The organism is Mesorhizobium sp. dw_380 (assembly GCF_018588885.1).
Taxonomy (GTDB): Bacteria; Pseudomonadota; Alphaproteobacteria; order Rhizobiales; family Rhizobiaceae; genus Mesorhizobium.
Genome location: NZ_JAFFIW010000015.1, coordinates 40,535 through 65,196 on the forward strand (window position 1 = coordinate 40,535; position 24,662 = coordinate 65,196).

Here is a 24,662-nt window from a genome sequence, read left to right on the forward strand (position 1 = left end):
GCTTTTGGTTTTCGTTTGTCTTTCCGGAAAAACCGGTCGCCACTTTTCCCTGACAAACTCTGATGATCCTGTTATTGAGCGCATCAACCCGAAAATCGGACTCGATTTTCGGAAAAGATCATGCGCCAGATCAAAGTGCTACAGCGTTCGTTGCGCGTCCGAAAGGATGCGCCACGCTGTAGCAGCGCAAACGGACAAAGGCCACATGGACGACAACGACAAGAAATCTCCGCGCCAAAAAGGCCCGGGCAAGAAACCTGCGGCTCCGCGAGGCGACGGTAAGCTATCCTTCGGCGCCAAGAAACCTTACGCGCCGCGCGGCGCGCGGCCAATGGCCGCCGAGGGCGAGCGCCCGAAGCGCGATTTCAAGGGCGGCGACAAGCCTTACAGCAAAGGCCCACGTAAACCTTATGCGCCACGCGGCGACCGTCCAATGGCGGCCGAAGGCGAGCGCAAGCCCTACGAGAAGCGCGAAGGACCGCGCAAGCCCTACGCGCCACGCGGCGACCGTCCAATGGCGGCCGGTGGCGAGCGCAAGCCCTATGAGAAGCGCGAAGGACCGCGCAAGCCCTACGCGCCACGCGGCGACCGTCCAATGGCGGCCGAAGGCGAGCGCAAGCCCTATGAGAAGCGCGAAGGACCGCGCAAGCCCTACGCACCGCGCGGCGACCGTCCGATGGCGGCCGAAGGCGAGCGCAAGCCCTATGAGAAGCGCGAAGGACCGCGCAAGCCCTATGCGCCACGCGGCGACCGCCCGGCTGCCGCCTCGGCGGAGGGCGGTGAAAGGCGCTTCGACCGGCCCAAGCGTGATTTCGGCGATCGTCCGAAGCGTGACTTCGCTGACCGGCCCAAGCGAGACTTTGGAAGCGACAGGCCCAAGCGCGACTTTGGAGGCGACAGACCCAAGCGTGATTTCAGTGATCGGCCGCAAGGGGCATCGGGTGGCGGCTTCAAGCCGCGACCACGGCCTGCCGAGGCCACGGAAGAGGCAGGCGAGCGCATCGCCAAGCGGCTGGCGCGCGCCGGCCTCGCTTCGCGCCGCGACGCCGAGGACCTGATTGCCGCCGGCCGCGTCAAGGTCAATGGCCGGGTGCTGGCCTCGCCGGCTTTCAATGTAATGCCTGGCGACATCATCCATCTCGACGGCATGGAAATCCCGCCGATCGAACGCACGCGCCTGTTCCTGTTCCACAAGCCGGCCGGCGTCGTCACCACCAATCGCGATCCCGAGGGCCGCAAGACCGTCTTCGACGTGCTGCCGGCCGAATTGCCGCGGCTGATGACCATTGGCCGGCTCGACATCAACACCGAAGGCCTGCTGCTGCTGACCAATGATGGCGGCCTGTCGCGCGTGCTCGAACTGCCGGCCACCGGCTGGCTGCGCCGCTACCGCGTGCGCGTCCATGGCAAGGTCGAGGAAAGCGCGCTCGCCGGCCTGCGCGAAGGCATTGCCGTCGACGGTGTTTTCTATGGCGCCATCGAGGCGAGCCTCGACCGCGAGCAGGGCTCCAACGCCTGGCTGACGATCGGCCTGCGCGAAGGCAAGAACCGTGAGGTCAAGAACATCCTCGGCGCGCTCGGCCTCGACGTGACGCGGCTGATCCGCATCTCCTACGGGCCCTTCCAGCTCGAGGATCTTCCCGAGGGCCATGTGCTGGAGATCAAGGGTCGCGTCCTGCGCGACCAGCTTGGCGAGCGCCTTGTGGAGGAATCCGGCGCCAATTTCGACGCCGAGATAGCAAAGCCGTTTTCCAACAAACCGGTGCGGCGCACCGAGATCCGCGAGGCCGAACCCGAGCGGCCGAAATTCACGCGCGACGGCGAGCGCCGGCCGATCGGCGAGGGTGGGCTGATCAAGAACCGCAAGCGCCGGGAAGGCAGCCGTGACGAGGCGCTCGGCAAACTGTCGACAAGCCCCGACAGAAGCACGCGGCCGGAAAAGAGCTTTGGCGAACGCGGTCCGAGGCCGGAACGCGGTTTTGGCGATAAACCGCGTGGCGGCTTCGGCGACAAGCCGCGCGGCGGCGGCAAGAAATCCGAGCGCGAGCAGCGGCCGATCGAGCCGCCAGACCAGCGCAAGGCCAATGTCTGGATGGCGCCTGGTGCCCGGCCGATCGGCAAGGGCAGGGCGGAAGCCGATGCCGCCAAGGCGGCGGACGCCAAGGCGCGCAAGGCAGCGTTCAAGCCATCCTATGGCAAGCCCGGTGGCAAACCGGGGAGCGCAAGACCGTTCGACAAGCCGCGTGGCGAGCGTCCGGGCGGCGGCGGTGGCGGTGAGCGGCCGCGCGGCCCCAAAGGTCCCCGGACAAGATGAGGATCGTTGGTGGTGCGTTTCGTGGGCGTCCGCTGGCGACGCCGCGCAGCAGCGCCATCCGTCCAACGACTGACCGCACCCGTGAGGCGGTCTTCAACGTGCTGGCGCATCGCTTCGCGGCGCAGTTGGACGGTGCGCGCGTGCTCGACCTGTTTGCCGGCACGGGCGCGCTTGGTCTGGAAGCGCTGTCGCGCGGTGCGTCCTATGGCGTCTTCATCGAGGAATCGGCCGAGGGCCGTGGCCTGATCCGCGACAATGTCGAGGCCTTCGGCCTGACCGGCCGCACCAAGATTTTTCGGCGCGATGCCACGGCGTTGGGCGAAGCCGGAACGCTGGCGCCGTTCGGCCTCGTCTTCGCCGACCCGCCCTATGGCAACGGCCTTGGCGAGCGCGCCCTGCGGTCGGCCAAGACCGGCGGCTGGCTGCGCCCCGGCGCGCTGTGCGTGGTCGAGGAGACGGCGGCGGTTCCATTCGAGCCTGGCCCCGGCTTTTCCGTGCTTGACGAGCGCAATTATGGCGAGACCATCATCCGCTTCATCGAGGCTGGGTGAAGCCATCGCGATTAGCTGCTCCTCCCCACCAATCCTTTATTGGGGAAGAGGTGGCCGCGAAGCGGCCGGAGAGGGGGCGGTTATCGAGACTGTAGCCTCGACGGCTCTCAAGACGGTCAGGCCAGCTTTTCTTTGGCTCGTCGGCGCGTTCCCCTTCTCCGTCTCGGCTCGCCGAGCCACCTCTCCCCGCTTAGAGGGCGAGGAACTGAGCGCACTGCCTCGAAAATGACCAACAATTCACTTTGCCTCGTCCATGAACCCCGCCTATCGTCGTTCAGAGGAAACCGGAGCCATTGATGACATCCAAGGTTGAATGGCTGCGCAGGACGCTGCTGGCGACGTCACTGGCCTTCTTTGTGACGGACCCTGTGCTGGCCGAGAGCCCTGTGTTGCCCGACACCGTGCCGGCCGAGTTCAAGGTGACGGATTTCCTGCTCGACAACGGTATGGAAGTGGTCGTCATTCCCGACCACCGCGCGCCGATCGTCACCCAAATGGTTTGGTACAAGATCGGCAGCGCCGACGAGACGCCGGGCAAATCCGGCATCGCCCATTTCTTCGAGCATCTGATGTTCAAGGCGACGGCCCATCACGCGGCCGGCGAGTTCGACCGCGCCGTCTCCGACATTGGCGGCTCCAACAATGCCTTCACCTCCTACGACTACACCGCATTCCATGAGACGGTGGCGCCGTCGGCGCTCGAACTGATGATGAGTTTCGAGGCGGACCGCATGCGCAACCTCATCCTCACCGACGAGGTCATCAAGACCGAGCGCGACGTCATCCTGGAGGAGCGCCGCTCGCGCATCGACAACAATCCGCAGGCGGTGCTCGACGAGGAAGTGGACGCCACGCTGTGGCAGAATCAGCCCTATCGCATTCCGGTTATCGGCTGGATGCAGGAGATGGAACAGCTCAACCGCACCGACGCCACCGCCTTCTATAACACGTACTACCGGCCCAACAACGCCGTGCTGATCGTCGCGGGCGATATCGAGCCGGATACGGTCAGGGCTCTGGCCGAGAAGACCTACGGCAAGGTGGCGCGCGGGCCCGACTTGCCGCCGCGCGTGCGCCCGGTTGAGCCCGAGCAGAACACCAGGCGCACGGTCACGCTCTCCGACGCCCGCGTCAGCGTCCCGAATTTTTCGACGCAATGGGTGGTGCCGTCATACCACACGGCCAAGCCGGGCGAGGCCGAAGCACTCGACCTGCTGGCCGAGATCCTCGGCGGCGGCAACCGCAGCCGGCTCTACCAGGCGCTGGTGGTCAAGCAAGGCATCGCTTCCAATGCCGGCGCGTATTTCCAGGGCACCATGCTCGACGACACCAATTTCACCGTCTATGGCGCGCCGCGCGGCGACGCCAAGCTCGCCGACATCGAAGCCGCGGTCGACGCGGAGGTGGCGCTCATCGCCAGCGACGGCGTCACGCCGGGTGAACTCGAAAAGGCCAAGGACCGCTATGTCAGGTCGATGGTCTTCGCCCGCGATAAGCAGGACTCGATGGCCAACATCTATGGCGCGACGCTGGCCACCGGCGGCAATGTGCAGGATGTGCAGCAATGGCCGGACCGCATCCGCAAGGTCACGCCGGGCGAGGTCAAGGCCGTTGCCGCGCGTTATCTGGTGCTGGCCCGCGCGACCACCGGCTATCTCTTGCCGCAGCAACAGGCGGGGAATTGATGATGATGTACATGCGCGAAGCGGCGAAAGCGCCTTACCTTCTCCCACAAGGGGAGAAGGTAAGATCGCGCGTCGCCGTCCCGCTGGCCACCCTCTTCCTCTCCGTTCTCTTCCTCATCCTGCCGGCGCTTGCCGCCCGTGCCATGGAGATCCAGTCCGTCACCTCGTCGAAGGGCATCACCGCCTGGCTGGTGGAGGACTATTCCGTGCCGGTGGTCTCCATTCGTTTCGTCTTCGGCGGCGGCTCGACGCAGGATCCGCCGGGCAAGGAAGGTGTGGCCAATCTGATGACCGGCCTGTTCGACGAGGGCGCCGGTCCTCTCGACAGTGAAGCCTTCCAGATCAAGCTCGACGACGCCGGCGCCGAGATGAGCTTCGAAGAGAGCCGCGACGGCATCTATGGTTCCATGCGCATGCTGGCCGAACAGCGCGACGAGGCGTTCGACCTGTTGCGGCTGGCGGTCAACGAGCCGCGCTTCGACCAGCCGCCGATCGACCGCATCCGCGCCCAGGTGCTGTCCGGCATCATCGCCAACGAGAACGATCCCGACACCGTGGCGCAGAACCGATGGGCGCGCGCCGTCTATGGCGACCACCCCTATTCGCGCTCCGACCAGGGCACCAGGCAGAGCATTGCCGCCATCACGCAGGATGATCTGAGGGCCCTGCACAAGGCGGTGTTCGCGCGTGGCGGCCTGCATGTCGCCGTGGTCGGCGCCATCGACGCCGAGACGCTGAAGAAGAAGCTGGACATGGTGTTCGGCGACCTGCCGCAAAGCCAGGCGCTCGCCCCCGTCGCCGATATCGAGCCGAAGCTCGCGCAGCACGTCGAGGTCAACTACGACCTGCCGCAGACCTCGCTGCAGCTCGCCTGGCCGGGCGTGAAGCGCAACGCGGCGGATTTCTTCCCGGCCGTGCTGATGAACGAGATCCTCGGCGGCGGCACCTTCACCTCGCGCCTGTTCCAGGAGGTGCGCGAAAAACGCGGGCTGGCCTACAGCGTCAACTCCTCGCTGGTCAACCAGGACCATGCCGACGCGCTGATCGTCACCACCGGCACCCGTTCGGACCGCGCCGCCGAGACGCTCGGCATCGTGCGCGACGTCGCCAAGCGGCTGGCCGAAGAAGGCCCGACCGAGGCCGAACTGGCGGCGACCAAGAAATACCTGATCGGCGCCTACGCCATCAACAATCTGGACTCTTCGAATTCCATCGCCGCAACGCTGGTCGAGCTGCAGCTCGACGATCTCGGCATCGACTACATGCAGCGCCGCGCCGGCTACATCAACGCGGTGACGCTCGATCAGGTCAAGGCGGCGGCGAAAAAGCTGCTGACGGCCGAGCCGACCATCATGGTCGTCGGGCCTCCGCTGGCTGGAGCCGGCAAGGGATGAGAGCCGGCACGTCACTTCCGAAGGTCGGCGCTGCCCCTCATCGCCCTGCCGGGCACTTCTCCCCGTATAGTGACGGGAAGAAGGAGGCTGATCGCGAAGGCGGCGCCTGTCTTGCGACGTTGGTGACTGGCGAAGCCGGCGATGACTGCGCCCCTCTCCCCGTCTCTATACGGGGAGAGGACGCCGGCAGGCAGGTGAGGGGCGGCGCGGACCGCAACGATTGGCGGTTCGGAAGCGGGTGTTGGCTCAAGCCGACTACCCTGCGGCCAGGAGTCACCAAAAATGGCGCCTAGCTTCGGCATCGCCTTCGGCGGCGGCGGCGCGCGCGGGCTGGCGCATATCCATGTCATCGAGGCGCTGGACGAGCTCGGCATCCGGCCGGTGGCGATCGCCGGCTCGTCGATCGGCGCCATCATGGGCGCCGGCATGGCCGCCGGCATGACCGGCAAGGACATCCACGACTATGCCCGCTCGATCCTCGGCCGGCGCGCCGAAGTGGCGAGCCGCATGTGGCGCGCGCGCCCGGGCACGATCGCCGAAGCCATGCAGGGCGGCATCCGTGTCAGCCAGTTCAATGTCGAGCGCATCCTCAAGGCCTTCCTGCCTGAGGCCATTCCCGAAAGCTTCGCCGAACTCAAAATCCCGCTGAAAGTGACGGCGACCGACTATTTCGGCCACAAGCTCGCCGTCTTCGACGATGGCGACCTGCACTCGGCACTTGCCGCCTCGGCCGCCATTCCCGCCGTGTTCCGCCCGGTGATGCGCGACGGAAGGCTGCTGATCGATGGCGGCATCTATAACCCCGTGCCGTTCGACCTGATCGAGAACGACGCCGACATCATCATCGGCGTCGACGTGGTCGGCGCGCCGGAAGAAGCCGACCGCAAGCACCCCACCTCCGTCGATCTGATGTTCGGCGCCACGCAGCTGATGATGCAGTCGATCATCGCCAACAAGCTGAAACAAACCCAGCCCCACATCCTGGTCCGCCCGACGGTATCGAAATACCGCGTGCTCGATTTCCTGAAGATCGACGCGCTGATGAACGAGACGGTGGCGATCAAGGATGAGCTGAAGCGGGAGGTCGAGCGGGTGGTGGAGGCGCGTGCTGCCAAAGCCAGGGCAAAACGGAGCAGAGACGCAGTCTGAGTCTTGTCTCGGTACGTCTCCCGATACCTCAGTCCTTCGCCCGCTCCACATAGGCCCCATCCGCCGTCATCACCACCACGCGGGTGCCCGGCGCGATGTGCGGCGGCACTGTGGTGCGCACGCCGTTGGAGAGTACTGCCGGCTTGTAGGAGGACGAGGCCGTCTGGCCCTTGGTCGTCGGTTCGGTTTCGACCACTTCGAAGGTGGCGCGCTGCGGCAGAACAAGGGAGATCGCGATGCCGTTGAACTGCGAGACCTGAACCGGCATGCCTTCCTGCAGATAAGGTGCTGCGTCGCCAACCACGGCTTCCGACACCGCCACCTGGTCGTAGGTCTCCGGGTTCATGAAGTGGTAGCCTTCGCCGTCGGCGTAGAGGAAGGTGTGCTCGCGCTCCTCGACATAGGCGCGCTCCACCTGTTCGGTGGTGCGGTAGCGCTCCGAAACCTTCACCCCGTCGCCGATGCGGCGCATGTCGAGCTGCGTCACCGGCGTGCCCTTGCCTGGATGGATGTTTTCGGCAAAGAGGATCACATAAAGCTTGCCGTCCTTGTCGACGACATTGCCTTTGCGGAGCGAACTGGCGATGACTTTCACCACGGTTTTTTATCCTGCGAGAGTTGACGGGCGTTTGCCGGCTTGTGCGGCGCTGGAAGGGGGCCTAGCGCATCTTGGCGCGAACCGCCAGCCCCCAATGCCAACTGACATGGGGCGAACTGACATGGGGCGAACCGGCATGCCCTCAATCCGCTCATGACCGCCGCATCGCCTTGGTGGACGCCGCATGTCCACGCCGACCGCCGCCCGCGCCTGATACTGCGCAACAGCCTCACGGCGGCCTTGCGTGACTGGTTCGCCCGCCACGATTTCATCGAGGTGGAAACGGCGGCGCTGCAGGTCTCGCCCGGCAATGAGGCACATCTGGCGGCTTTCGCCACGGAAGCGGTCGGGCCGGACGGCACGCGTTCGCCGCTTTACCTCCACACTTCGCCGGAATTCGCCTGCAAGAAGCTGCTTGCCGCCGGCGAAGTCAGGATTTTCAGCCTGAGCGCCGTCTGGCGCAACCGCGAGCGCGGTCCCTTGCACCATCCCGAATTCACCATGCTCGAATGGTACCGCGTGGGCGAGACCTATGAGAGCCTGATGCGCGATTGCGCTGATCTGCTGGTGCTCACCGCGACGAGGGCAGGGGCAACGCGTTTTGCCTTTCGTGGCCGCGACTGCGATCCGTTCGCCGAGCCCGAGCGGCTGACGGTGGCCGACGCCTTCACCCGCCATGCCGGCATCGATCTCCTGGCCACCGTCGCCGCCGATGGTAGCACCGACCGCGACGCGCTCTACGCTCTCTTGATCAAGGCCGGCCTGCGCACGGCGCCCGACGATAGCTGGACCGACCTGTTCAGCCGCGTGATGGTGGAAAAGATCGAGCCCAATCTCGGCATCGGCCGGGCCAAAATCCTGTACGAATATCCGGTCGCCGAGGCCGCACTTGCCCGGCCGAGCCCGCGCGACCCGCGCGTCGCCGAGCGCTTCGAGCTCTATTGCTGCGGGGTCGAGCTTGCTAATGGCTTTGGCGAACTGACCGATGCGGCCGAGCAGCGCCGGCGGTTCATCCTCGAGATGGATGAGAAAGAGCGCATCTATGGCGAGCGCTACCCGCTGGACGAGGATTTCCTCGCTGCCCTTGCCATCATGCCGCAGGCCAGCGGCATCGCGCTCGGCTTCGACCGGCTGGCGATGCTGGCGACAGGTGCGCAAAAGATCGAGGATGTGATCTGGACGCCGGTGGCCTAGAGGGTTTCACCGTTTTACGGAAACGGTGAAACCCTCTATCTCTTTGTCTTGACGCAATTCCGGACGGAAAACCGTTTCACACTTTTCCTGGAATTGCTCTAGTCTTGAGTCCGGGCTCGCTCCACCTCAATGCGCGAAAACCTGCTCCAGCGAGCGAAAGCCCTTGAACTCCAAGGCGTTGCCCGAGGGATCGCGGATGAACAGTGTCGCCTGCTCGCCGGGTTCGCCCTTGAAGCGGACCATTGGCCGTTCCAGCCAGTCGATGTCGTCGCGCGCTTCCAGCCGTGCCGCCAGGCGCTGCCAGTCGTCCATCAACAGCACTGCGCCGAAATGCGGGATCGGCACCAAAATGCCATCGACCTTGCCGTCGCTTGCGGCCGGCGCGGCTTGTGGCCGCAAATGCGCCGACATCTGGTGGCCGAAGAGATCGAAATCGACCCAGGTCGCCGAGGAGCGGCCGATCGCGCAGCCCAGCACCTCGCCATAGAAAATGCGGGTTTCATCGAGATCACGGACCGGAAAGGCGAGATGGAAAGGCGTCATCGAAGATGCTCCGTGCAAGCTGCGGGAGGGTTTTTTGCTTCACTCGGTTCCCGACGGAAGCCGTGAACCTGCATTTTGATAGAGGCCTATGCCATTGCACAAGCCGGACTGGAACAATAGATGGGTGGGCAGCGGTCAGACGCTGGCCGCAACAGCAGGAATCACAGGCATGGCCGATATAGCAGACGCTGCAAAACTGACCGATCGCGTCGCGGCGCTGGTCGAGGCCGCCAAAAAGGCCGGCGCCGATGCCGCCGACGCAGTGGCCGTGCGCGGCCGTTCCACCGGCGTGTCGGTGCGGCTCGGCAAGGTCGAAGCCACCGAATCGTCGGAGGCCGAGGATGTTTCGCTGCGCGTCTTCGTCGGCCAGAGAGTGGCGAGCGTCTCGGCCACAGCAGCATCCGACCCGACAGCACTCGCCGAACGCGCCGTGGCCATGGCGAAAGTGTCGCCGCAGGATCCTTATCAGGGCCTTGCCGATCCGTCGCTGCTTGCGAAACATACGCGCGATCTCGACCTGTTCGACGCCACCGAAGTTTCCGCCGATCAGTTGAAAGAGGCGGCATTGGCGGCGGAAGCGGCGGCCCTCGCCGTCAAGGGCGTTACCAATTCGTCCGGCGCCAGCGCCGGTGCCGGTCTTGGCGGTTTGGTGCTGGCCACCTCGCATGGATTCCTTGGCCACTATGTCGGCTCGCGTTTCTCGCGTTCCGCCAGTGTCATTGCCGGCGAGGGCACCGGCATGGAGCGCGACTATGAATTCTCCTCGCGCCTGCATTTTGCCGATCTCGATGCGCCGGAAGATATCGGCCGCAAGGCCGGCGAACGCGCCGTGCGCCGCATCGGCGCGCGCAAGGCGGCGACCGGCCCGGTCGACGTTGTGTTCGACCCGCGTGTCGCGCGCGGCATCGCCGGCCATCTCGCCGGCGCCATCAATGGCGCCTCCGTCGCGCGCAAGACCTCGTTCCTGCGCGACATGATGGGCAAGCGGGTGGCGGCTGCCGCGATCACGGTCACAGACGAACCGCTCAGGCTGCGCGGCCAGGCCTCGCGCCCGTTCGACGGTGAAGGCATCGAGGGCGAGAAGCTGTTGATGGTCGAAAAGGGCGTCCTCAACCATTGGTTCCTGTCGACGTCCGCCGCGCGTGAGCTTGGGCTCGTCACCAACGGGCGCGGATCGCGCAGCGGCTCCTCCGTTTCGCCGTCCTCCACCAATCTCGCCATCGAGCCGGGCGAACGCTCGCCGGAGGACCTGATCAAGTCGCTCAAGACCGGCTTCTATGTCACCGAAGTGTTCGGCCAGGGCGTCGACATGGTGACAGGCGAGTACAGCCGTGGCGCCTCCGGCTTCTGGATCGAAAATGGCGAGCTTTCCTACCCCGTCGCCGAAGTCACCATTGCCTCGAACCTGAAGACGATGTTCCTCAACATGGTGCCGGCTGATGACCTCGACCGCAATTTCGGCACCGCCGCCCCAACACTCCTGATCGAAGGCATGACCCTTGCCGGAGCTTGACCTGACCGCTGCCGGTACCACCGACGATCTGCCGCTGCTGCGCGATGCCGCCCGCGAGGCGGGTCTCATCGCCATGCGCTACTTCGGCCAAAGTCCGCAAGTCTGGATGAAGGGGGGCACCTCGCCGGTCAGCGAAGCCGATCACGCGGCGGACGCCTATCTGCGCGAAACGCTGCTGGCGGCGCGGCCCGACTATGGCTGGTTGTCGGAAGAGACGGTCGACGATCCGGTGCGGCTTTCGGCGCGCCGCACCTTCGTCGTCGACCCGATCGACGGCACGCGCGGCTTCCTGGAAGGCCAGCGCACCTGGTGCGTCAGCGTCGCCGTCGTCGAGCAAGGCCGCACGCTCGCCGGCGTGCTCGAATGTCCGGCGTTGGACGAGACCTACTGGGCGCTGCCCGGTCAGGGCGCGTTCCGCAACGGCAAGCGCATTGCGGTGCGCCAGCCTGGGGACACGGCTGAAATTTCCGGGCTGAAGCAGTTGATCGATCTGGTGCCGGCCGACTGGCAGAAGCGGCTGACACGGGCGCCTTACAGTCCCTCGCTCGCCTACCGCCTGGCGATGATCGCCAACGGCTCGCTCGACGCCACCTTCGTCAAGCCGAATGCGCATGACTGGGACATCGCCGCCGCCGATCTTATCTTGCGCGAGGCGGGCGGCCAGCTGCTCGATCCGCATGGCCGCGCGCCGCTCTATGCCGGCGAGGTCACCCGTCACGGCGCGCTCGCCGCCGGCAGCGGTGAATTGCTGGCGGCGCTCGTCGATGTCATCGCCGGGCTGTGAAAGCATTTTCGAAGGTTCCAAAGTCGGCGGCTTTGGTCTAGACCTGTCACAAACTCACGATATGTGAAGGACCGACATGACCGCGGAAGACGGAAAGAAACAGCTTTTGCATCTGGTGTTCGGCGGCGAACTGAAGAAGCTTGGCGGCACCGAGTTCCGCGATCTCGACGGGCTCGACATTGTCGGCATCTATCCGGACTATCAATCCGCGCACACCGCGTGGAAAGCCAAGGCGCAAGCCAGCGTGGACAATGCCCATATGCGTTATTTCGTCGTTCATCTACACCGTCTGCTGGATCCCGACAGCAAGGCCGCCGGTTGATTTCGATGGAGAATGATCTGGCGAAAGAGCCAGCCAGCGAGGCCGCGCCCTCGGGCAGGGGCCGCAGCCGCACGACCAAGACCTTCTGGCGCAAGATACGCGAACCGCTCGCGCAGTCGCGATTCGTCAAGAACGCCATAGCCAGCCTGCTCGCGCAATTCGTGCGGCTGGTTCGCCTGACCAGCCCCCTGGTTGACGGATCGGCACGCTTTTCGGCCGGCGCCTACGCCGAGTTCGAACCCGGTATCATCGCGCTTTGGCATGGCCAGCATCTCTTGACGCCGGCCTATTACCCCAAGCGCAAGCCGCTGGTCGCCATGGTGTCGCGCAGCGCCGATGCCGAACTCAATGCGCTGATGCTGGAGAAATTCGGCATCGAGGCCGTGCGCGGTTCGGGCGGGCGCGAGAATGCCAGGCATCTCGACAAGGGCGGGGCCAAGGCGCTGATCGCGCTCAAAAAATCGCTCACATCAGGCAAGAACGTCGCCATGATCGCGGACATTCCGCACGGCACGCCGCGCGACGCTGGCCTTGGTATCGTTCTCCTGGCGCGCCTCTCGGGCAGGCCGCTCCTGCCTGTCGCCATCGCCACCAGCCGCCGCAAGGTGCTGAAAAAAAGCTGGGACAAGACCACCATCAACTTGCCGTTCGGCCGTTCCGCCGTCACCATCGGCACGCCTATCTTTGTGGCGGCTGACGCGGACGATGCCGAAATGGAGCGCAAACGCCAGGAAGTCACCACCGCCCTCAATGCCGCGACGGCCGAGGCCTACCGTCTCGTGGACCGTCGGCGATGAGCGGTCGCTGGGCGCGCGCCATGCTGTCGGCATATCGTTTCGCGGGAGCCGCGGCCTATCCGCTGGTCGGGCCCTATGTCGCCTGGCGCACCTCGCGCGGCAAGGAAGACCGCAACCGTCGCCGGGAGCGCTATGGCGTCGCCGGCCGGCCGCGCCCCGAAGGGCCTGTCATCTGGATCCATGCCGCGAGCGTCGGCGAGACCATAGCCGTCGTGCCGCTGGTCGAAAGCATTCTCGACTATGGCGTCAACATCGTGCTGACGACCGGCACCGTGACATCGGCCCAGGTTGCCGACGAGCGGCTCGGCGACCGCATCATCCACCAATATGTGCCGCTCGATCTGAAGCCGGCGGTCAGCCGGTTCCTCGATCACTGGCAGCCGGACCTGGCAATCATCGCCGAATCCGAGATCTGGCCGATGACCATCCTCGAGCTTGGCGCGCGCCACGTGCCGCAGGTGCTGGTCAATGGCAGGCTTTCCGACCGCTCTTTCAGGTCGTGGAAGAAGCGGGCCAACATCGCCGAGGCGCTGTTTGAGAACCTCGCCCATGTCGTTGCCCAGTCCGATGTCGACGGCGAGCGTTTTCGCGCCCTCGGTGCCAGGCCGGTCACCGTGTCGGGTAACCTCAAGGTCGATACCAGGCCGCCGCCGGTCGACGAACGGGCGCTGGCCACGTTGCAGCGGCAGATCGGCGACCGGCCGACCTGGGCGGCGATCTCGACCCACGATGGCGAGGAGGTGGTCGCGGCGGAAGTCCACGCGATGCTGCACAAGCGTCACCACGGCCTGCTGACGATCGTCGTTCCGCGCCATCCCGATCGCGCCGGGGCCCTTGCCGCGCAGATTTCCGGTATGGGCCTGAAGGTCGCGCGGCGCAGCAAGGGCGACCGTATCGCCCCCGACACCGATATCCTGCTCGGCGACACGATCGGCGAAATGGGGCTTTATCTCAGGCTGACCGAGATCGCTTTCGTCGGCCGCTCGCTGACCTCTGAAGGCGGCCAGAATCCGCTCGAACCGGCCATGCTCGACACGGCGGTACTTGCAGGGCGCAATGTGCAGAATTTTCGCGAGGCCTATCAGCGCCTGATCGACAGCGGCGGCGCCAAGCTGGTGCGCGATCGCGACATGCTGGCCGGCGCCGTCAACTTCCTCCTGACCAACGAAGTGGCGCGCCACGAGATGATGGCGGCAGGGGTCGCGACCGTCGATGAGATGCGCGGCGCGCTGGCGCGCACGCTGAAATCGCTTGAACCCTATATCCAGCCGCTGGTCGTCAAGTCGCGCCTGAAGGGCGCCAACGGGCGCTAGCGTGGCCTCCGAAGCACCACCATTCTGGTGGGAAGAGCCGGACTGGAAAGTCCTGGCGCTGTCGCCGCTGTCGGCCGTCTATGCGCTTGTCGCCGGCCGCGGCATGCGGCGGGCCCGGCGCGAGAAGATCGAGGCACCGGTTCTGTGCATCGGCAATTTCACCGTCGGCGGCACCGGCAAGACCCCGGTGGCCATCGCGCTCGCCGAACAGGCCAAACGCATGCATCTGAAGCCAGGCTTCCTGTCGCGGGGCCATGGCGGCTCTTTCGCCGAACCGCATGTTGTCGATGCCCATCACGACAGCGCCAGGCATGTCGGCGACGAGCCGCTGCTGCTGGCCGACCACGCTCCGGTGGCGGTGACGCCGAACCGCGCCGCCGGCGCCCGGCTGTTGCTTGAAAAACACGGCTGCGATTTCCTGATCATGGATGATGGATTTCAGAGCGCGCGAATCCACATCGACTATGCGCTGGTCGTGGTGGATGCCCGCTACGGGATCGGCAATGGCCGCGTCATCCCGGGCGGTCCGCTCCGGGCCAAAATCGTCGACCAACTGGTCTTCACCAGCGGGCTGTTGAAGATGGGCGAGGGCACTGCCGCGGACGCCGTGGTGCGCCAGGCCGCGCGCGCCGGCCGGCCGATCTTCGAGGCCCACACCGAGCCGAGCGGCAAGACGGGGCTTACCGGCAAGCGGTTCCTGGCCTTCGCCGGCATTGGCCATCCCGACAAGTTCTTCGATACGGTGCGCGAGGCCGGCGGCGAGGTGGTTCTCTCCAGGCCCTTTCCGGACCATCATTTCTACGCCGAGGATGAACTGGCCGAACTGGCCACCACGGCGCGCGCCAAAGGCCTCGGCCTCATCACCACGGCCAAGGACGCCGCCCGGTTGCGCCACGGTGCCCCGCAGGACTTTCTCGACCGTCTCCAGGTGCTGGAGATCGACACGGTTTTCGAGCTGGACCACGTTCCCGAACGCATCATCGAGGAAACGCTCGATGCCTGGCGGCAGCGCAAGCTGAAGGGCTAACCCCGTTTGCGTAATTCCGGATGCACCTCGATTTCGCGGCGCAGCGAAGCGGTCGCATTGAGGTAGGGCTCCTGCCTGGCGACGCTCCAGTATTTCAGCTCGTCCAATGGGATGCTTTCCCCGGTCACGGCGCAGCGCACGAACGAGCCCGGGCTGGTGACCTGGAAATCGCCATCGAGGTAGCGGATGCGGGCTTCCTTGCCGCCCGGGCCTTCGAAACGGTTCATCATGCGGTGGTGCCGAGTGTCATGCAGAGTTCATCGCCACAAATCTGCGGCCGGGTCAAGCATACGACAAGCCTCAGACAATGCTGATGCGTTACGACAGGCTGAAAAGCGCTCGATCGGGGGCATGATGGATATTTCTTCCGCCCGCCTGGCCTCCTTGCTCAAGGAGGCGATGACACCGCAACCCGTGCCGCTGGCGAAGGCCGATCCGGTCAGGACGGCGCTGATCAGGGAACTGGTCCAGCCCCCGGCGCCCTCACTGTTCGCAGAGCGGACCGCGCCGGCCCTGTTGGCCATGCCGGCCGCGCCGATGGCCGTCAGATCGCAGCAGATTGCTTCGTCCGGAATCGTCGAGGCCTATCTGGCGCAGCTTGAGACAAGGGACGAGGCGGTACTGGCCACGGCGGTGGCGAGAAAACCGGCGCCCGACGGCCAAACGCAGCGCGACGTCGTGCCGCCTTCGGCAACTGCCAATGACAACGCTCCAGCCAGAGCTGCGGGATTATCCTTGCTGTCGCTTATACCGCCGCAGGCTCCGGTCCCGCGCAACGCCGTCGCCTTGGATACGCCGGCGGGACGGCGAAGGCCGGCCGGTCAATCCCACGGTGCGGCACCGAACCCCGAGGGCCTGCTGGTGAGGATCGGCTTTGTTTCGATAATGACCGGTTTGTTGGCAACCGTGATCTTCGGCTTCGTCCTGCTGCTGCTTCGTTGAACGTCGAATCGGCTGACCCCACGGGTCTATCGATCGGCTTCGATGAACGCTTCGATCTTGTCCGGCGCCAATCCGGCCTGCTGCGCGATGCGGCGGGCAAGGTCCGCCGCGGCCGTGCGCGGCCGTCCCATTGGCCGGTCGAGCCAATAGGACACCGGATTGAGCGCGGTGCGCTCATCGACCGCGGTGATGCGGCCTGATTTCAACTGATGCCCGGTCAGCGGCGGGCGCGCCAGCGCGATGCCGAGCCCGTAGGCCGCGGCATCCAGCACCAGATTATAATCCTCGAACCGCCGGTCTTGCGGGCGTGGGCGGTAGTCCATGCCTTGCGCCGCGAACCAGGCGCGCCAGCCGGAGGCGTCGGAATCGTTGATCAGCGGAAATTTGAGCAGCCGGGCCGGGTCGCCGCGACCGATCTCGCGCGCCAGCCCCAGTGAGGCGACGGGGAAGACATGCTCCTCGAAAAGCTGCACCGAGACGCGGCCCGGAATGCCGCCGCGGCCACAGCGGATCGACAGGTCGATGCCTTCGTCGGCAAGGTCGGCCTGGCGGATATCGACGTCGAGCACGATGCGCAGCTTGGTGGGACTGTTCTCCAGCGCCGCGATGCGCGGCATCAGCCACAGCCCGCTGACCGAGGGGATCGAGGTCAGCCGCACCACGGCGGTGCCGCGCGGCTCGACCCAGCGGTCGGAATGGCTCGATATCAGCGCGAAAGCCTCCGAGGTGCGCAGATGCAGCCTGTTGCCTTCGATTGTCAGCGTCACGCCGCGCGCGCCGCGATCGAACACTTTCAGTCCGAGCCAATCCTCAAGCTTGGCGATCTGCCGGCTGATGGCGCCATGGGTGATGTTGAGCTTCTCGGCGGCCGCCGAAAAACTGCCGGTTCGCGCGGCCGCATCGAAGGCGCGCAGCGTTTCGAGCGGCACCATCGTCTCTGAGCTGTGATCCATAGTCACAGGTGATCCTCGATTTGGTCGTTTGTCAATCGGCATGAAAAGGCGTTTTCTGCGTTTCGGGGCGGAAGAACACGAGGACAACGAGATGAGCGCGACGACGAGCACGTTGAATAAGACACAGCGGATGGACACCACGGCCGCCATCGCCGTGGCGCTGACGGTGGTCGGCTGGGCGTCCGCCTTTCCGGCGATCCGCGCCGGCCTTGCCGCCTTCCAGCCGCTGGAACTTGGCGCCCTGCGCTTTGCCATCGCCGCGGTGCCGGCGGCGATCTTCCTTGCCGTCAAGCGCCCGGCGCTGCCCAGGGTCGGCGAGTTGTGGCGCTTCGCGTTTGGTGGCGCCATCTTCGTCGCGCTCTACACCGCCATGCTCAATTTCGGCGAGCTGACGGTCTCGGCGGGAGCCGCGGGCTTCATCATCAACGTCAGCCCGATCTTCACCGCCATCATGGCGATGGCGCTTCTGGGCGAGCGCTTTTCCGGCATGGCCTGGGCCGGCACGGCTATTTCCTTCGCCGGCATCGGCATCATCGCCTTGGCCGACGGCCATGGCCTGCATTTCAACGCCGGCGCGCTGCTGGTGCTGGGTTCCGCGCTGTGCTCGGCCGTCAACACCATCGTCCAGAAGCCGCTCTTTGCCCGTCATCACCCGCTGACCATCGCTGCGTCCAACATGGTGCTCGGTGCGCTCTGCCTGGCACCCTTCCTGCCTGCCGCTTTCCAGCAGGCGGCCGTCGCCGACACCGCCGGTCTCGGTGCCGTCATTTATCTCGGCATCGTGCCGAGCCTGATCGCCTATGCGGCCTGGGCGACCGCTCTGTCGCGGCTGCCGGCGGCGCGTGCTTCGAACTTCCTCTACCTGGTCTCGCCGATGTCCGCCCTGATCGGCTTCTTCTGGCTGGGCGAAGTGCCGACCTTGCTCGGCATCCTCGGCGGCGCGCTGGCGCTTGGTGGTGTGATTGTGGTCAATTTGAAGAGATAAAACGGGGAGTTGTGGTCATTTCCTGACTCGAAATGAGCCGCTTTGCAGCGGCTCTTTTCGGACCCCCGCCCGGACCTTCGGTCCGACCTCCCCACAAGGGGGAGGTGGAGCAGAGCCTTCACCCTCCCCCTTGTGGGGAGGGTCGCTGCGAAGCAGCGGGGTGGGGGTCTGCGCCCCGCTGGCCTTCACCGCCGTCCGAACAGCCGCTCGATATCCGCCAGCTTGAGCTCGATATAGGTCGGGCGGCCATGGTTGCAGGTGCCGGATCCCGGCGTCGCCTCCATCTGGCGCAGCAACGCGTTCATCTCCTCGGCTTTGAGCAGGCGACCGGAGCGGACCGAGCCGTGGCAGGCCATGGTGGCGGCGATCTTGTCCAGCCTTTCCCTCAGCGTCTCGACCGTGTCATTGTCGGCGATCTCGTCGGCGAGGTCGCGCACCAATTGCTGGACATTGGTCTCGCCCAGAATCGAAGGCGTCTCGCGCACGGCGACGGCGCCCGGGCCGAACCGCTCGATGCCGAGGCCGAAGCGGGCGAGCGTTTCGGAATGCATGGCGAGCCGCTCGGCGTCCTCTTCCGGCAGGTCGACGATTTCAGGCAGCAACAGCATCTGCGACGGCACCGCGCGCGAATGCAACGCATTCTTCAGGGCCTCGTAGACCAGCCGCTCATGCGCGGCGTGCTGGTCGACGATGACGAGTGAATCCCTGGTCTGCGCCACGATATAGTTCTCGTGCACCTGCGCGCGTGCCGCACCCAGGACCGTGCCAAGCAGCGTCTCGGCCGCTTCGCTCTGCCCGGCGCGCGCATCGGCGCTGGCAAGCGGGCCGGTATCGAACGCCGCCTGGTCGGGTTCACCGAGGCCGCCGGTCCTTGGCGCGGCACGTTCAAAACCCGCACCTTCGAATTGCATGTCGAGCGGTCGCTGCGGCGATCGCGAGGGGTCGAAACCGGCGGAGCCGGACGCGTGGTACGCTGCGTCATAGCTGCGGTGGCCATTGGCCGGGCCGCCGTGACCGTAGGATGCAGCACCCGGCCGGAAAGCCGCCATCATGCCGGCGGCTCCCGTGGTGGCTGAACGGATGCCGGCATCGGCCAGTGCCTGGCGAATGGCGCCGACGATCAGCCCACGCACCAAGCCCGGATCGCGGAAGCGCACATCGGCCTTGGCCGGGTGGACATTGACGTCGACGATGGCCGGATCGAGCGTCAGGAACAGCACCGTCACCGCGTGGCGGTCGCGAGGCAGGACGTCAGCGAAGGCGCCGCGGATGGCGCCGGCGATCAGCTTGTCGCGTACCGGCCGGCCGTTGACATAGGCATATTGCTGCAGCGCATTGGCGCGGGTGAAGGACGGGATCGACACATGGCCGGTCAGCTGCACGCCTTCGCGCATGGCGTCGATGGCAATGGAATTGTCGGGAAAGTCGGCGCCCATCACCTGGGCGACACGGCGCAGGCTGCCTTCCGGACTGTCGTCGGTCGCCGGCAACTCAAGGGTCGAGCGGTCGGAACCGGCCAGCGTGAACCGAACGGCCGGAAAGGCGATGGCGATACGCTTGACCACATCGCTAATGGCCGAACTTTCGGCGCGCTCGCCCTTCATGAATTTGAGCCGTGCCGGCGTGGCGAAGAACAGGTCGCGCACCTCGACGGTGGTGCCGCGGTTGGCGGCCGCCGGCCTGACGGGCAGGATGCGGCCACCCTCGATGCCGATCTCGGCTGCACTGTCGCCCAAGGCCGTGCGCGAGCGGATCGACAGCCGCGACACCGAGCCGATCGACGGCAGCGCTTCGCCGCGAAAGCCAAGCGAGCGGATGTCGTGAATGTCCTCGCTGAGCTTGGAGGTGCAATGGCGTGCGATCGCCAATGAAAGCTCCTGTTCGGGGATGCCGGAGCCATCATCGGTGACGCGGATCAGGTTAAGCCCGCCGCCTGACGTGACGACCACGACGCGCGATGCACCGGCATCCAGCGCATTCTCCACCAATTCCTTGACCACGCTCGCCGGACGCTCGATGACTTCGCCGGCGGCGATCTGGTTGATCATCGTTTCGGAAAGCTGGCGAATGGGCATAGCGGCATTATAGGCGGATTCGAGCCCGATGCGGAAGGCTTCCATGGAGACGCTGGCGGGACAGCACCCCCCTCTGGCCTGCCGGCCAACTCCCCCGCAAGGAGGTGAGATCGGATGTCACCACGGCTTTCGCCAATCTTCAGCGTTCCGAAGAGCTGCATGGCCGAAACTGCCAATCTCCCTTGTGGGGGAGATGTCCGGCAGGCCAGAGCGGTGTGAAGGATCGCTACGGTTCTGCGACACTCAAGCCTGCGCCGCCAGCCAATCCCTGACCTTGCGGGCGTTGTCGCTGAGCTCGCGATTTTTCGGCCAGACGACGTAGAAAGCCTTGCCGGTCCTGAGCACATGATCCGTCACCGGCACCAGCAGCCCCGTCGCCAGCAGCCGCTCGGCAAGGTGCCGCCAGCCAAGCGCGATGCCTTGTCCTTCCATGACGCCTTGGATCACCAGGCCATAGTCGTTGATGCGCAGGCCTCGCGCGGTATCGTTGAGAGCGTGGCCGGCCGACTGGAACCACTCGTCCCAGCTGGCCGCTTCGCGGTACGGCTCCTCGAGATGGATGAGACGGTGCATGGCCAGTTCCGCGACCGTCCTTGGCATGCCGAATTTGGCCAGATAGCTGGCGCCGGCGACGGGGAAGATCTCCTCGTCGGCAAGCGGCTGCGAATGATAGTCCGGCCATTCCCGGGGCTCGCCCCCGCGCACGGCTAGCGGGATGCCTTCGGCGATGATGTCGAGGTCGCGGTCGGCGGTCTGGATGCGCAGGTCGATGCCCGGCAGTTCGTCGCGGAACTGCTGCAGGCGCGGCATCATCCAGAAGGAGCCGAAGGCGGTCGAGGCGGCGAGGGTCACATGGCCGCCGGTCGCTTGCAGGCGCAGGTCCTCGGCCGACTTGCGGATGTGTGAGAGCCCCAGGGAGACGTCGGCGTGGAAGCGTTCGCCGGCTTCCGTCAGGCTGACCTGCCGGTGGCGGCGCTGGAACAGCTTGGCGCCGAGCTGCTCTTCCAGCCCGCGCACGGCATAGGAGACGGCCGCCTGCGTCATGCCAAGCTCCCGCCCGGCGGCGGTGAAGCTCGACAGCCGGCCGGCCGCCTCGAAGACGATCAGGCTGCCGGCGGAGGGCAGGAGGTGGCGCAAGCTTCGCATAAGCTGAGCTTATACAAGAGATCAGGATTTTCCAACGTCACAGACACGTTTGGCCTTACTAAATTGACACAGATGGACAGACGGAGTTGTCATGAACGCACCGGCCGCTGAGTTGACTGGAAACACCAACCGCCGCAGCGGCGGCCGCTTGGGGCGAAAGGCGCTGCGAGGCGCTCCGGTCACGTCGTTCCCGACCCTGGTCCGCAAGATCCCGGTCTATCAGATGGTCCCGGACGAGGCGGTCGAACTGATCCACGAGGAGTCGCTCTCGATCCTCGAAGAGGTGGGATGCGAGTTCCGTGACGACGAGGCGATCGCCCTTTGGAAAGCGGCGGGTGCCGACGTCTCCGAGACACGTGTCCGCATCGATCGCGCTCTCCTGATGGAGCTTGTGTCGAAGGTTCCGTCCGAGTTCACGCTCAACGCGCGCAACCCTGAACGCACCGTGCGCGTGGGCGGGAACAACTCGATATTCGTGCCGATGTATGGCGCGCCTTATGTGCGCGACCTCGACAATAACAGGCGTTACGGCACGCTTGCAGATCTCAACAACTTCCACAAGCTCGCCTACATGGCGCCGGCGCTGCACTCCTCGAGTTCGATCATCTGCGAGCCGATGGAAATTGCGGTGCCCAAACGCCATCTCCACATCATCCATTCGGCGCTCAAGCACTCCGACAAGCCGTTCATGGGCATCGTGACCTCCAGGGATCGGGCCGAAGACACGATGGCGATGGCAGGCATCGTCTTCGGCGAGGATTTCGTCCGCGACAATCCGGTCCTGGTGGCGATCACCAATTGCAACTCGCCGCTGGTCTGGGACGCCACCATGCTGGACGCGATGAAGGTCTATGCGCGTCACAATCAGCCGCTGATCCTGGCGCCTTTCGCGCTGTGCGGCGCCTCGACTTCGGCCTCCGCCGTGGGCGCGGTCGCGCAGGTCAATGCGGAAGCACTTGCCGGCGTCGCGTTCACGCAACTCCTGCGTCCAGGTTCGCCGCAGATCTACGGGCAGTTCATGGTCACGGTCGACATGAAGACCGGCGCTCCCATGGGCGGCACGCCGGAGGCCGCCCAGATGATGTATCTGATGGGCGCGCTGGCGCGGAAATACCGGCTGCCGTGGCGCACGTCCGGCTTCCATGTCGGATCGAAACTGAACGACGCCCAGGCCGGCTATGAGGCGAACATGCTGATGCATGCCGCCATTCTGGCCGGCGCCAACTACATCTGGCATTCCGCCGGATGGCTGGAAGCCGGCCTGACCTGCGGCTATTCGAAATTCGCGACGGACTGCGAGCAGCTTGTCGGCTGGTACAAATATGCCGGAGGCCTGCCGTTCGACGATTTCAAGGAAGCCATGGCGGCGATCCGCGAAGTGGGGCCGCAGGGCCATTTCCTCGGCACCCAGCACACGCTCGAACATTTCGAGTCGGCTTTCTTCATGCCCAGCATCATGGATTTCAACTCGTTCGAACAGTGGAAGGCTGAAGGGGCGAAGGACCACGACACGCGCGGTCGCGAGAAAGCGCGCAACATGCTCGCGGACTATGAGGAGCCGAAGCTCGACGAAGGCGTGGCCGAGGGTCTCAGGGATTTGATCGCGCGGCGCGAGGAGAAGCTGCCGGACACAGTGAGTTGAGGCAAGGGACGAAGACCCGACGGGAACCATAAGGGAGGAAGAAATGACACTTTTCAGAAGCAATGGCGATCGCGTCCCGAGCGCTATCGAGGCGATGGCGCAGGAGACACGCGCGGGGCGCATGGACCGACGCGAGTTCCTGGCGCTGGCAAGCGCATTCGGCGCATCGACGGCGCTGGCCTACGCCATGATCGGCCTCTCCGTACCGCAACAGGCCGTGGCCGAGGAGCCGAAAAAAAAGGGCGGAACGCTGCATGTCTCGATGCCGGTCAAGGCGCAGAAGGACCCGCGCACGTATGACTGGGTGGAACTGGCCAACATTTCGCGCAGCTGGCTGGAGCCGCTGGTGCGCTACACCAGACAGTTCACCTTCGAACCCGTGCTGCTCAAAAGCTGGGAAATCAACGACGATGCCACCGAATACGTCCTGCACGTGCGCAAGGGCGTCACCTGGAACAATGGCGATGCCTTCAACGCCGATGACGTGGTGCACAACGTGACGCGCTGGTGCGAGAAGGGCGTCGCCGGCAATTCCATGGCCGCACGCGTCGGCGCACTGATCGACACCAAGACCGGCAAGGCCAGGGATGGCGCGGTCACCAAGGTCGACGACAACACGGTCAAGCTGAAGCTCAGCGAACCCGACATTTCGCTGATCCCGAACTTCACCGACTATCCAGCACTCGTCGTGCACCGCAACTTCGACGCCGATGGCGCCGATCCGATCAGGAAGCCGATCGGCACGGGAGCGTTCGAGCTGGTTTCTTACGATGTCGGCCAGAAGGCGGTGGTGAAGCGTCGCGAGAACGGCAAATGGTGGGGCGGCGAAGCCCCGCTCGACAGTGTCGAGTTCATCGACTACGGCACCGACTTCAACGCTACGGTGAACGCGTTCGACTCCGGCGAGATCGACCTCAATTTCGAGTCGCCCGCCGACTTCATTGACATCCTCGACAAGATGGGGCTTGTGAAGTCCGAGGTCGCGACGGCGACGACACTCGTTGCCCGCACCAATATCACCCACAAACCCTATGACGACCAGCGGGTGCGCAATGCGCTGCAGATGGCCGTCGACAACAATGCCGTGTTGCAGCTCGGCTATGCCGGGCGCGGCACGGTTGGCGAAAACCACCATGTCAGCCCGATCCATCCGGAATATTATCCGCTGCCCAAGAAGACACGTGACGCCGCCGGCGCCAAGAAACTGATGGCGGACGCCGGTCAGGCCGATTTCGAGCACGAGCTGATCACCATCGAGGACGATTGGCAGAAGAACACCGGCGATGCGATCGCCGGCCAGTTGCGCGACGCCGGCATCAAGGTGAAGCGTACGGTGTTGCCTGGTTCCACCTTCTGGAACGACTGGACGAAATATCCCTATTCGATGACCATCTGGTACATGCGCCCGCTTGGTGTTCAGGTATTGGCGCTTGGCTATCGAACGGGCGAGGCGTGGAATGAATCGGCCTATTCCAATCCCGATTTCGACGCCAAGCTCAAGCAGGCGCTCTCGCTGATCGACGTCACCAAGCGCAAGGAAGTGATGAAGGATGTCGAGCAGATCCTGCAGGACTCCGGTGTCATCATCCAGCCGTTCTGGCAGAAGCTCTACAGCCACACGAACAAGAAGGTGAAGAACTACGGCGTCCATCAGACCTTTGAAATGGATCTTCAGAACGTCTGGCTGGGCGCCTGAAAGGAGACGGCGCAGGGGACTTCATGGGTCGCAAAAAAG

At 65.1% G+C, this 24,662-nt stretch carries 22 protein-coding genes; 16 read left to right on the forward strand and 6 right to left on the reverse strand.

Annotation, left to right across the window (positions count from 1 at the left end):
* Positions 1 to 205 precede the first annotated feature (205 nt).
* The 5 genes from JT360_RS16725 to JT360_RS16745 all read left to right on the forward strand — a co-directional run bounded on the left by JT360_RS16725 (position 206) and on the right by JT360_RS16745 (position 7,093).
* Positions 206 to 2,314, forward strand: coding sequence for a pseudouridine synthase (locus tag JT360_RS16725; protein ID WP_214472761.1), 2,109 nt, complete (start codon positions 206 to 208; stop codon positions 2,312 to 2,314).
* A complete protein-coding gene (rsmD, locus tag JT360_RS16730) occupies positions 2,311 to 2,865 on the forward strand; it encodes a 16S rRNA (guanine(966)-N(2))-methyltransferase RsmD (protein ID WP_214472762.1) in 555 nt (184 codons plus the stop codon). Before JT360_RS16725 ends, rsmD begins: the two co-directional genes overlap by 4 nt.
* A 296-nt stretch (positions 2,866 to 3,161) precedes the next feature.
* A complete protein-coding gene (locus JT360_RS16735; protein WP_214472763.1) occupies positions 3,162 to 4,550 on the forward strand; it encodes a M16 family metallopeptidase in 1,389 nt (462 codons plus the stop codon).
* Positions 4,550 to 5,944 carry a M16 family metallopeptidase gene (locus JT360_RS16740; protein ID WP_352127637.1) on the forward strand — a complete coding sequence of 465 codons (1,395 nt, stop codon included), beginning with the start codon at positions 4,550 to 4,552 and terminating at the stop codon, positions 5,942 to 5,944. The genes JT360_RS16735 and JT360_RS16740 overlap by 1 nt, the downstream gene beginning before the upstream one ends.
* A 282-nt stretch (positions 5,945 to 6,226) precedes the next feature.
* Positions 6,227 to 7,093: a patatin-like phospholipase family protein gene (locus tag JT360_RS16745; RefSeq protein WP_214472764.1), complete on the forward strand. Its 867-nt coding sequence runs from the start codon at positions 6,227 to 6,229 to the stop codon at positions 7,091 to 7,093.
* Positions 7,094 to 7,121: 28 nt separating this feature from the next.
* Here the strand turns inward: JT360_RS16745 and efp are convergent, their stop codons facing one another.
* Positions 7,122 to 7,691: an elongation factor P gene (efp, locus tag JT360_RS16750; RefSeq protein WP_214472765.1), complete on the reverse strand. Its 570-nt coding sequence runs from the start codon at positions 7,689 to 7,691 to the stop codon at positions 7,122 to 7,124.
* 153 nt (positions 7,692 to 7,844) lie between these two features.
* On the opposite strand from efp, the gene epmA reads away from it, so the two are divergent.
* Entirely contained in the window at positions 7,845 to 8,885 is a 1,041-nt protein-coding gene (gene epmA, locus JT360_RS16755) for an EF-P lysine aminoacylase EpmA (RefSeq protein WP_214472766.1), read from the forward strand.
* Positions 8,886 to 9,011: 126 nt separating this feature from the next.
* On the opposite strand, the gene JT360_RS16760 is transcribed toward epmA, so the two are convergent.
* Positions 9,012 to 9,428: a VOC family protein gene (locus JT360_RS16760; RefSeq protein ID WP_214472767.1), complete on the reverse strand. Its 417-nt coding sequence runs from the start codon at positions 9,426 to 9,428 to the stop codon at positions 9,012 to 9,014.
* 169 nt (positions 9,429 to 9,597) lie between these two features.
* Between JT360_RS16760 and JT360_RS16765 the strand changes: the two genes are divergently transcribed.
* From JT360_RS16765 to lpxK, 6 genes are all read left to right on the forward strand, one after another.
* Positions 9,598 to 10,941 (forward strand): TldD/PmbA family protein, encoded by a 1,344-nt coding sequence (locus JT360_RS16765; protein WP_214472768.1) that lies wholly within the window; start codon positions 9,598 to 9,600, stop codon positions 10,939 to 10,941.
* The gene (locus JT360_RS16770; protein WP_214472769.1) at positions 10,928 to 11,725 is read left to right on the forward strand and encodes a 3'(2'),5'-bisphosphate nucleotidase CysQ; all 798 of its coding nucleotides are present in this window, start codon (positions 10,928 to 10,930) and stop codon (positions 11,723 to 11,725) included. The genes JT360_RS16765 and JT360_RS16770 overlap by 14 nt, the downstream gene beginning before the upstream one ends.
* Before the next feature lie 76 nt (positions 11,726 to 11,801).
* Positions 11,802 to 12,047, forward strand: coding sequence for a DUF4170 domain-containing protein (locus JT360_RS16775; protein ID WP_214472770.1), 246 nt, complete (start codon positions 11,802 to 11,804; stop codon positions 12,045 to 12,047).
* Positions 12,048 to 12,052: 5 nt separating this feature from the next.
* A complete protein-coding gene (locus tag JT360_RS16780) occupies positions 12,053 to 12,844 on the forward strand; it encodes a lysophospholipid acyltransferase family protein (protein WP_214472771.1) in 792 nt (263 codons plus the stop codon).
* Positions 12,841 to 14,157: a lipid IV(A) 3-deoxy-D-manno-octulosonic acid transferase gene (gene waaA, locus JT360_RS16785; RefSeq protein WP_214472772.1), complete on the forward strand. Its 1,317-nt coding sequence runs from the start codon at positions 12,841 to 12,843 to the stop codon at positions 14,155 to 14,157. The genes JT360_RS16780 and waaA overlap by 4 nt, the downstream gene beginning before the upstream one ends.
* Position 14,158: 1 nt before the next feature.
* The gene (lpxK, locus tag JT360_RS16790; RefSeq protein WP_214472773.1) at positions 14,159 to 15,184 is read left to right on the forward strand and encodes a tetraacyldisaccharide 4'-kinase; all 1,026 of its coding nucleotides are present in this window, start codon (positions 14,159 to 14,161) and stop codon (positions 15,182 to 15,184) included.
* Here lpxK and JT360_RS16795 read toward each other — a convergent pair.
* Positions 15,181 to 15,414 carry a DUF2093 domain-containing protein gene (locus JT360_RS16795; protein WP_214472774.1) on the reverse strand — a complete coding sequence of 78 codons (234 nt, stop codon included), beginning with the start codon at positions 15,412 to 15,414 and terminating at the stop codon, positions 15,181 to 15,183. The two genes, lpxK and JT360_RS16795, sit on opposite strands and share 4 nt — an antisense overlap.
* A gap of 154 nt (positions 15,415 to 15,568) precedes the next feature.
* Here JT360_RS16795 and JT360_RS16800 point away from each other — a divergent pair, with 154 nt between their 5' ends.
* Positions 15,569 to 16,126 carry a hypothetical protein gene (locus JT360_RS16800; protein ID WP_250888851.1) on the forward strand — a complete coding sequence of 186 codons (558 nt, stop codon included), beginning with the start codon at positions 15,569 to 15,571 and terminating at the stop codon, positions 16,124 to 16,126.
* Between the two features lie 26 nt (positions 16,127 to 16,152).
* Here JT360_RS16800 and JT360_RS16805 read toward each other — a convergent pair whose 3' ends face one another.
* On the reverse strand, positions 16,153 to 17,079 hold the full coding sequence (locus tag JT360_RS16805; RefSeq protein WP_250888852.1) for a LysR family transcriptional regulator: 927 nt from the start codon (positions 17,077 to 17,079) through the stop codon (positions 16,153 to 16,155).
* Between the two features lie 91 nt (positions 17,080 to 17,170).
* Between JT360_RS16805 and JT360_RS16810 the strand changes: the two genes are divergently transcribed.
* Positions 17,171 to 18,064 (forward strand): DMT family transporter, encoded by an 894-nt coding sequence (locus JT360_RS16810; RefSeq protein ID WP_214472776.1) that lies wholly within the window; start codon positions 17,171 to 17,173, stop codon positions 18,062 to 18,064.
* Between the two features lie 185 nt (positions 18,065 to 18,249).
* Here the strand turns inward: JT360_RS16810 and mutL are convergent, their stop codons facing one another.
* Positions 18,250 to 20,139: a DNA mismatch repair endonuclease MutL gene (gene mutL / locus JT360_RS16815; protein ID WP_214472827.1), complete on the reverse strand. Its 1,890-nt coding sequence runs from the start codon at positions 20,137 to 20,139 to the stop codon at positions 18,250 to 18,252.
* Between the two features lie 243 nt (positions 20,140 to 20,382).
* Positions 20,383 to 21,285: a LysR substrate-binding domain-containing protein gene (locus tag JT360_RS16820; RefSeq protein ID WP_214472777.1), complete on the reverse strand. Its 903-nt coding sequence runs from the start codon at positions 21,283 to 21,285 to the stop codon at positions 20,383 to 20,385.
* A 91-nt stretch (positions 21,286 to 21,376) separates the two neighbouring features.
* Between JT360_RS16820 and JT360_RS16825 the strand changes: the two genes are divergently transcribed.
* Positions 21,377 to 22,927 carry a trimethylamine methyltransferase family protein gene (locus JT360_RS16825; RefSeq protein ID WP_214472778.1) on the forward strand — a complete coding sequence of 517 codons (1,551 nt, stop codon included), beginning with the start codon at positions 21,377 to 21,379 and terminating at the stop codon, positions 22,925 to 22,927.
* A gap of 43 nt (positions 22,928 to 22,970) precedes the next feature.
* Positions 22,971 to 24,623: an ABC transporter substrate-binding protein gene (locus JT360_RS16830; RefSeq protein WP_214472779.1), complete on the forward strand. Its 1,653-nt coding sequence runs from the start codon at positions 22,971 to 22,973 to the stop codon at positions 24,621 to 24,623.
* The last annotated feature ends 39 nt before the right edge of the window (positions 24,624 to 24,662 follow it).

What these genes read in the sequence shown, in the direction of transcription:
- JT360_RS16805 (WP_250888852.1), bottom strand. Translation starts at nt 17,079, where the DNA reads ATGGATCACAGCTCAGAGACGATGGTGCCGCTCGAAACGCTGCGCGCC.
- JT360_RS16820 (WP_214472777.1), bottom strand. Translation starts at nt 21,285, where the DNA reads ATGCGAAGCTTGCGCCACCTCCTGCCCTCCGCCGGCAGCCTGATCGTC.
- waaA (WP_214472772.1), top strand. Translation starts at nt 12,841, where the DNA reads ATGAGCGGTCGCTGGGCGCGCGCCATGCTGTCGGCATATCGTTTCGCG.
- JT360_RS16775 (WP_214472770.1), top strand. Translation starts at nt 11,802, where the DNA reads ATGACCGCGGAAGACGGAAAGAAACAGCTTTTGCATCTGGTGTTCGGC.
- JT360_RS16745 (WP_214472764.1), top strand. Translation starts at nt 6,227, where the DNA reads ATGGCGCCTAGCTTCGGCATCGCCTTCGGCGGCGGCGGCGCGCGCGGG.
- JT360_RS16740 (WP_352127637.1), top strand. Translation starts at nt 4,550, where the DNA reads ATGATGATGTACATGCGCGAAGCGGCGAAAGCGCCTTACCTTCTCCCA.
- JT360_RS16795 (WP_214472774.1), bottom strand. Translation starts at nt 15,414, where the DNA reads ATGATGAACCGTTTCGAAGGCCCGGGCGGCAAGGAAGCCCGCATCCGC.
- JT360_RS16765 (WP_214472768.1), top strand. Translation starts at nt 9,598, where the DNA reads ATGGCCGATATAGCAGACGCTGCAAAACTGACCGATCGCGTCGCGGCG.
- JT360_RS16780 (WP_214472771.1), top strand. Translation starts at nt 12,053, where the DNA reads ATGGAGAATGATCTGGCGAAAGAGCCAGCCAGCGAGGCCGCGCCCTCG.
- JT360_RS16825 (WP_214472778.1), top strand. Translation starts at nt 21,377, where the DNA reads ATGAACGCACCGGCCGCTGAGTTGACTGGAAACACCAACCGCCGCAGC.
- JT360_RS16810 (WP_214472776.1), top strand. Translation starts at nt 17,171, where the DNA reads ATGAGCGCGACGACGAGCACGTTGAATAAGACACAGCGGATGGACACC.
- JT360_RS16830 (WP_214472779.1), top strand. Translation starts at nt 22,971, where the DNA reads ATGACACTTTTCAGAAGCAATGGCGATCGCGTCCCGAGCGCTATCGAG.
- JT360_RS16760 (WP_214472767.1), bottom strand. Translation starts at nt 9,428, where the DNA reads ATGACGCCTTTCCATCTCGCCTTTCCGGTCCGTGATCTCGATGAAACC.
- JT360_RS16725 (WP_214472761.1), top strand. Translation starts at nt 206, where the DNA reads ATGGACGACAACGACAAGAAATCTCCGCGCCAAAAAGGCCCGGGCAAG.
- mutL (WP_214472827.1), bottom strand. Translation starts at nt 20,139, where the DNA reads ATGCCCATTCGCCAGCTTTCCGAAACGATGATCAACCAGATCGCCGCC.
- JT360_RS16735 (WP_214472763.1), top strand. Translation starts at nt 3,162, where the DNA reads ATGACATCCAAGGTTGAATGGCTGCGCAGGACGCTGCTGGCGACGTCA.
- epmA (WP_214472766.1), top strand. Translation starts at nt 7,845, where the DNA reads ATGACCGCCGCATCGCCTTGGTGGACGCCGCATGTCCACGCCGACCGC.
- rsmD (WP_214472762.1), top strand. Translation starts at nt 2,311, where the DNA reads ATGAGGATCGTTGGTGGTGCGTTTCGTGGGCGTCCGCTGGCGACGCCG.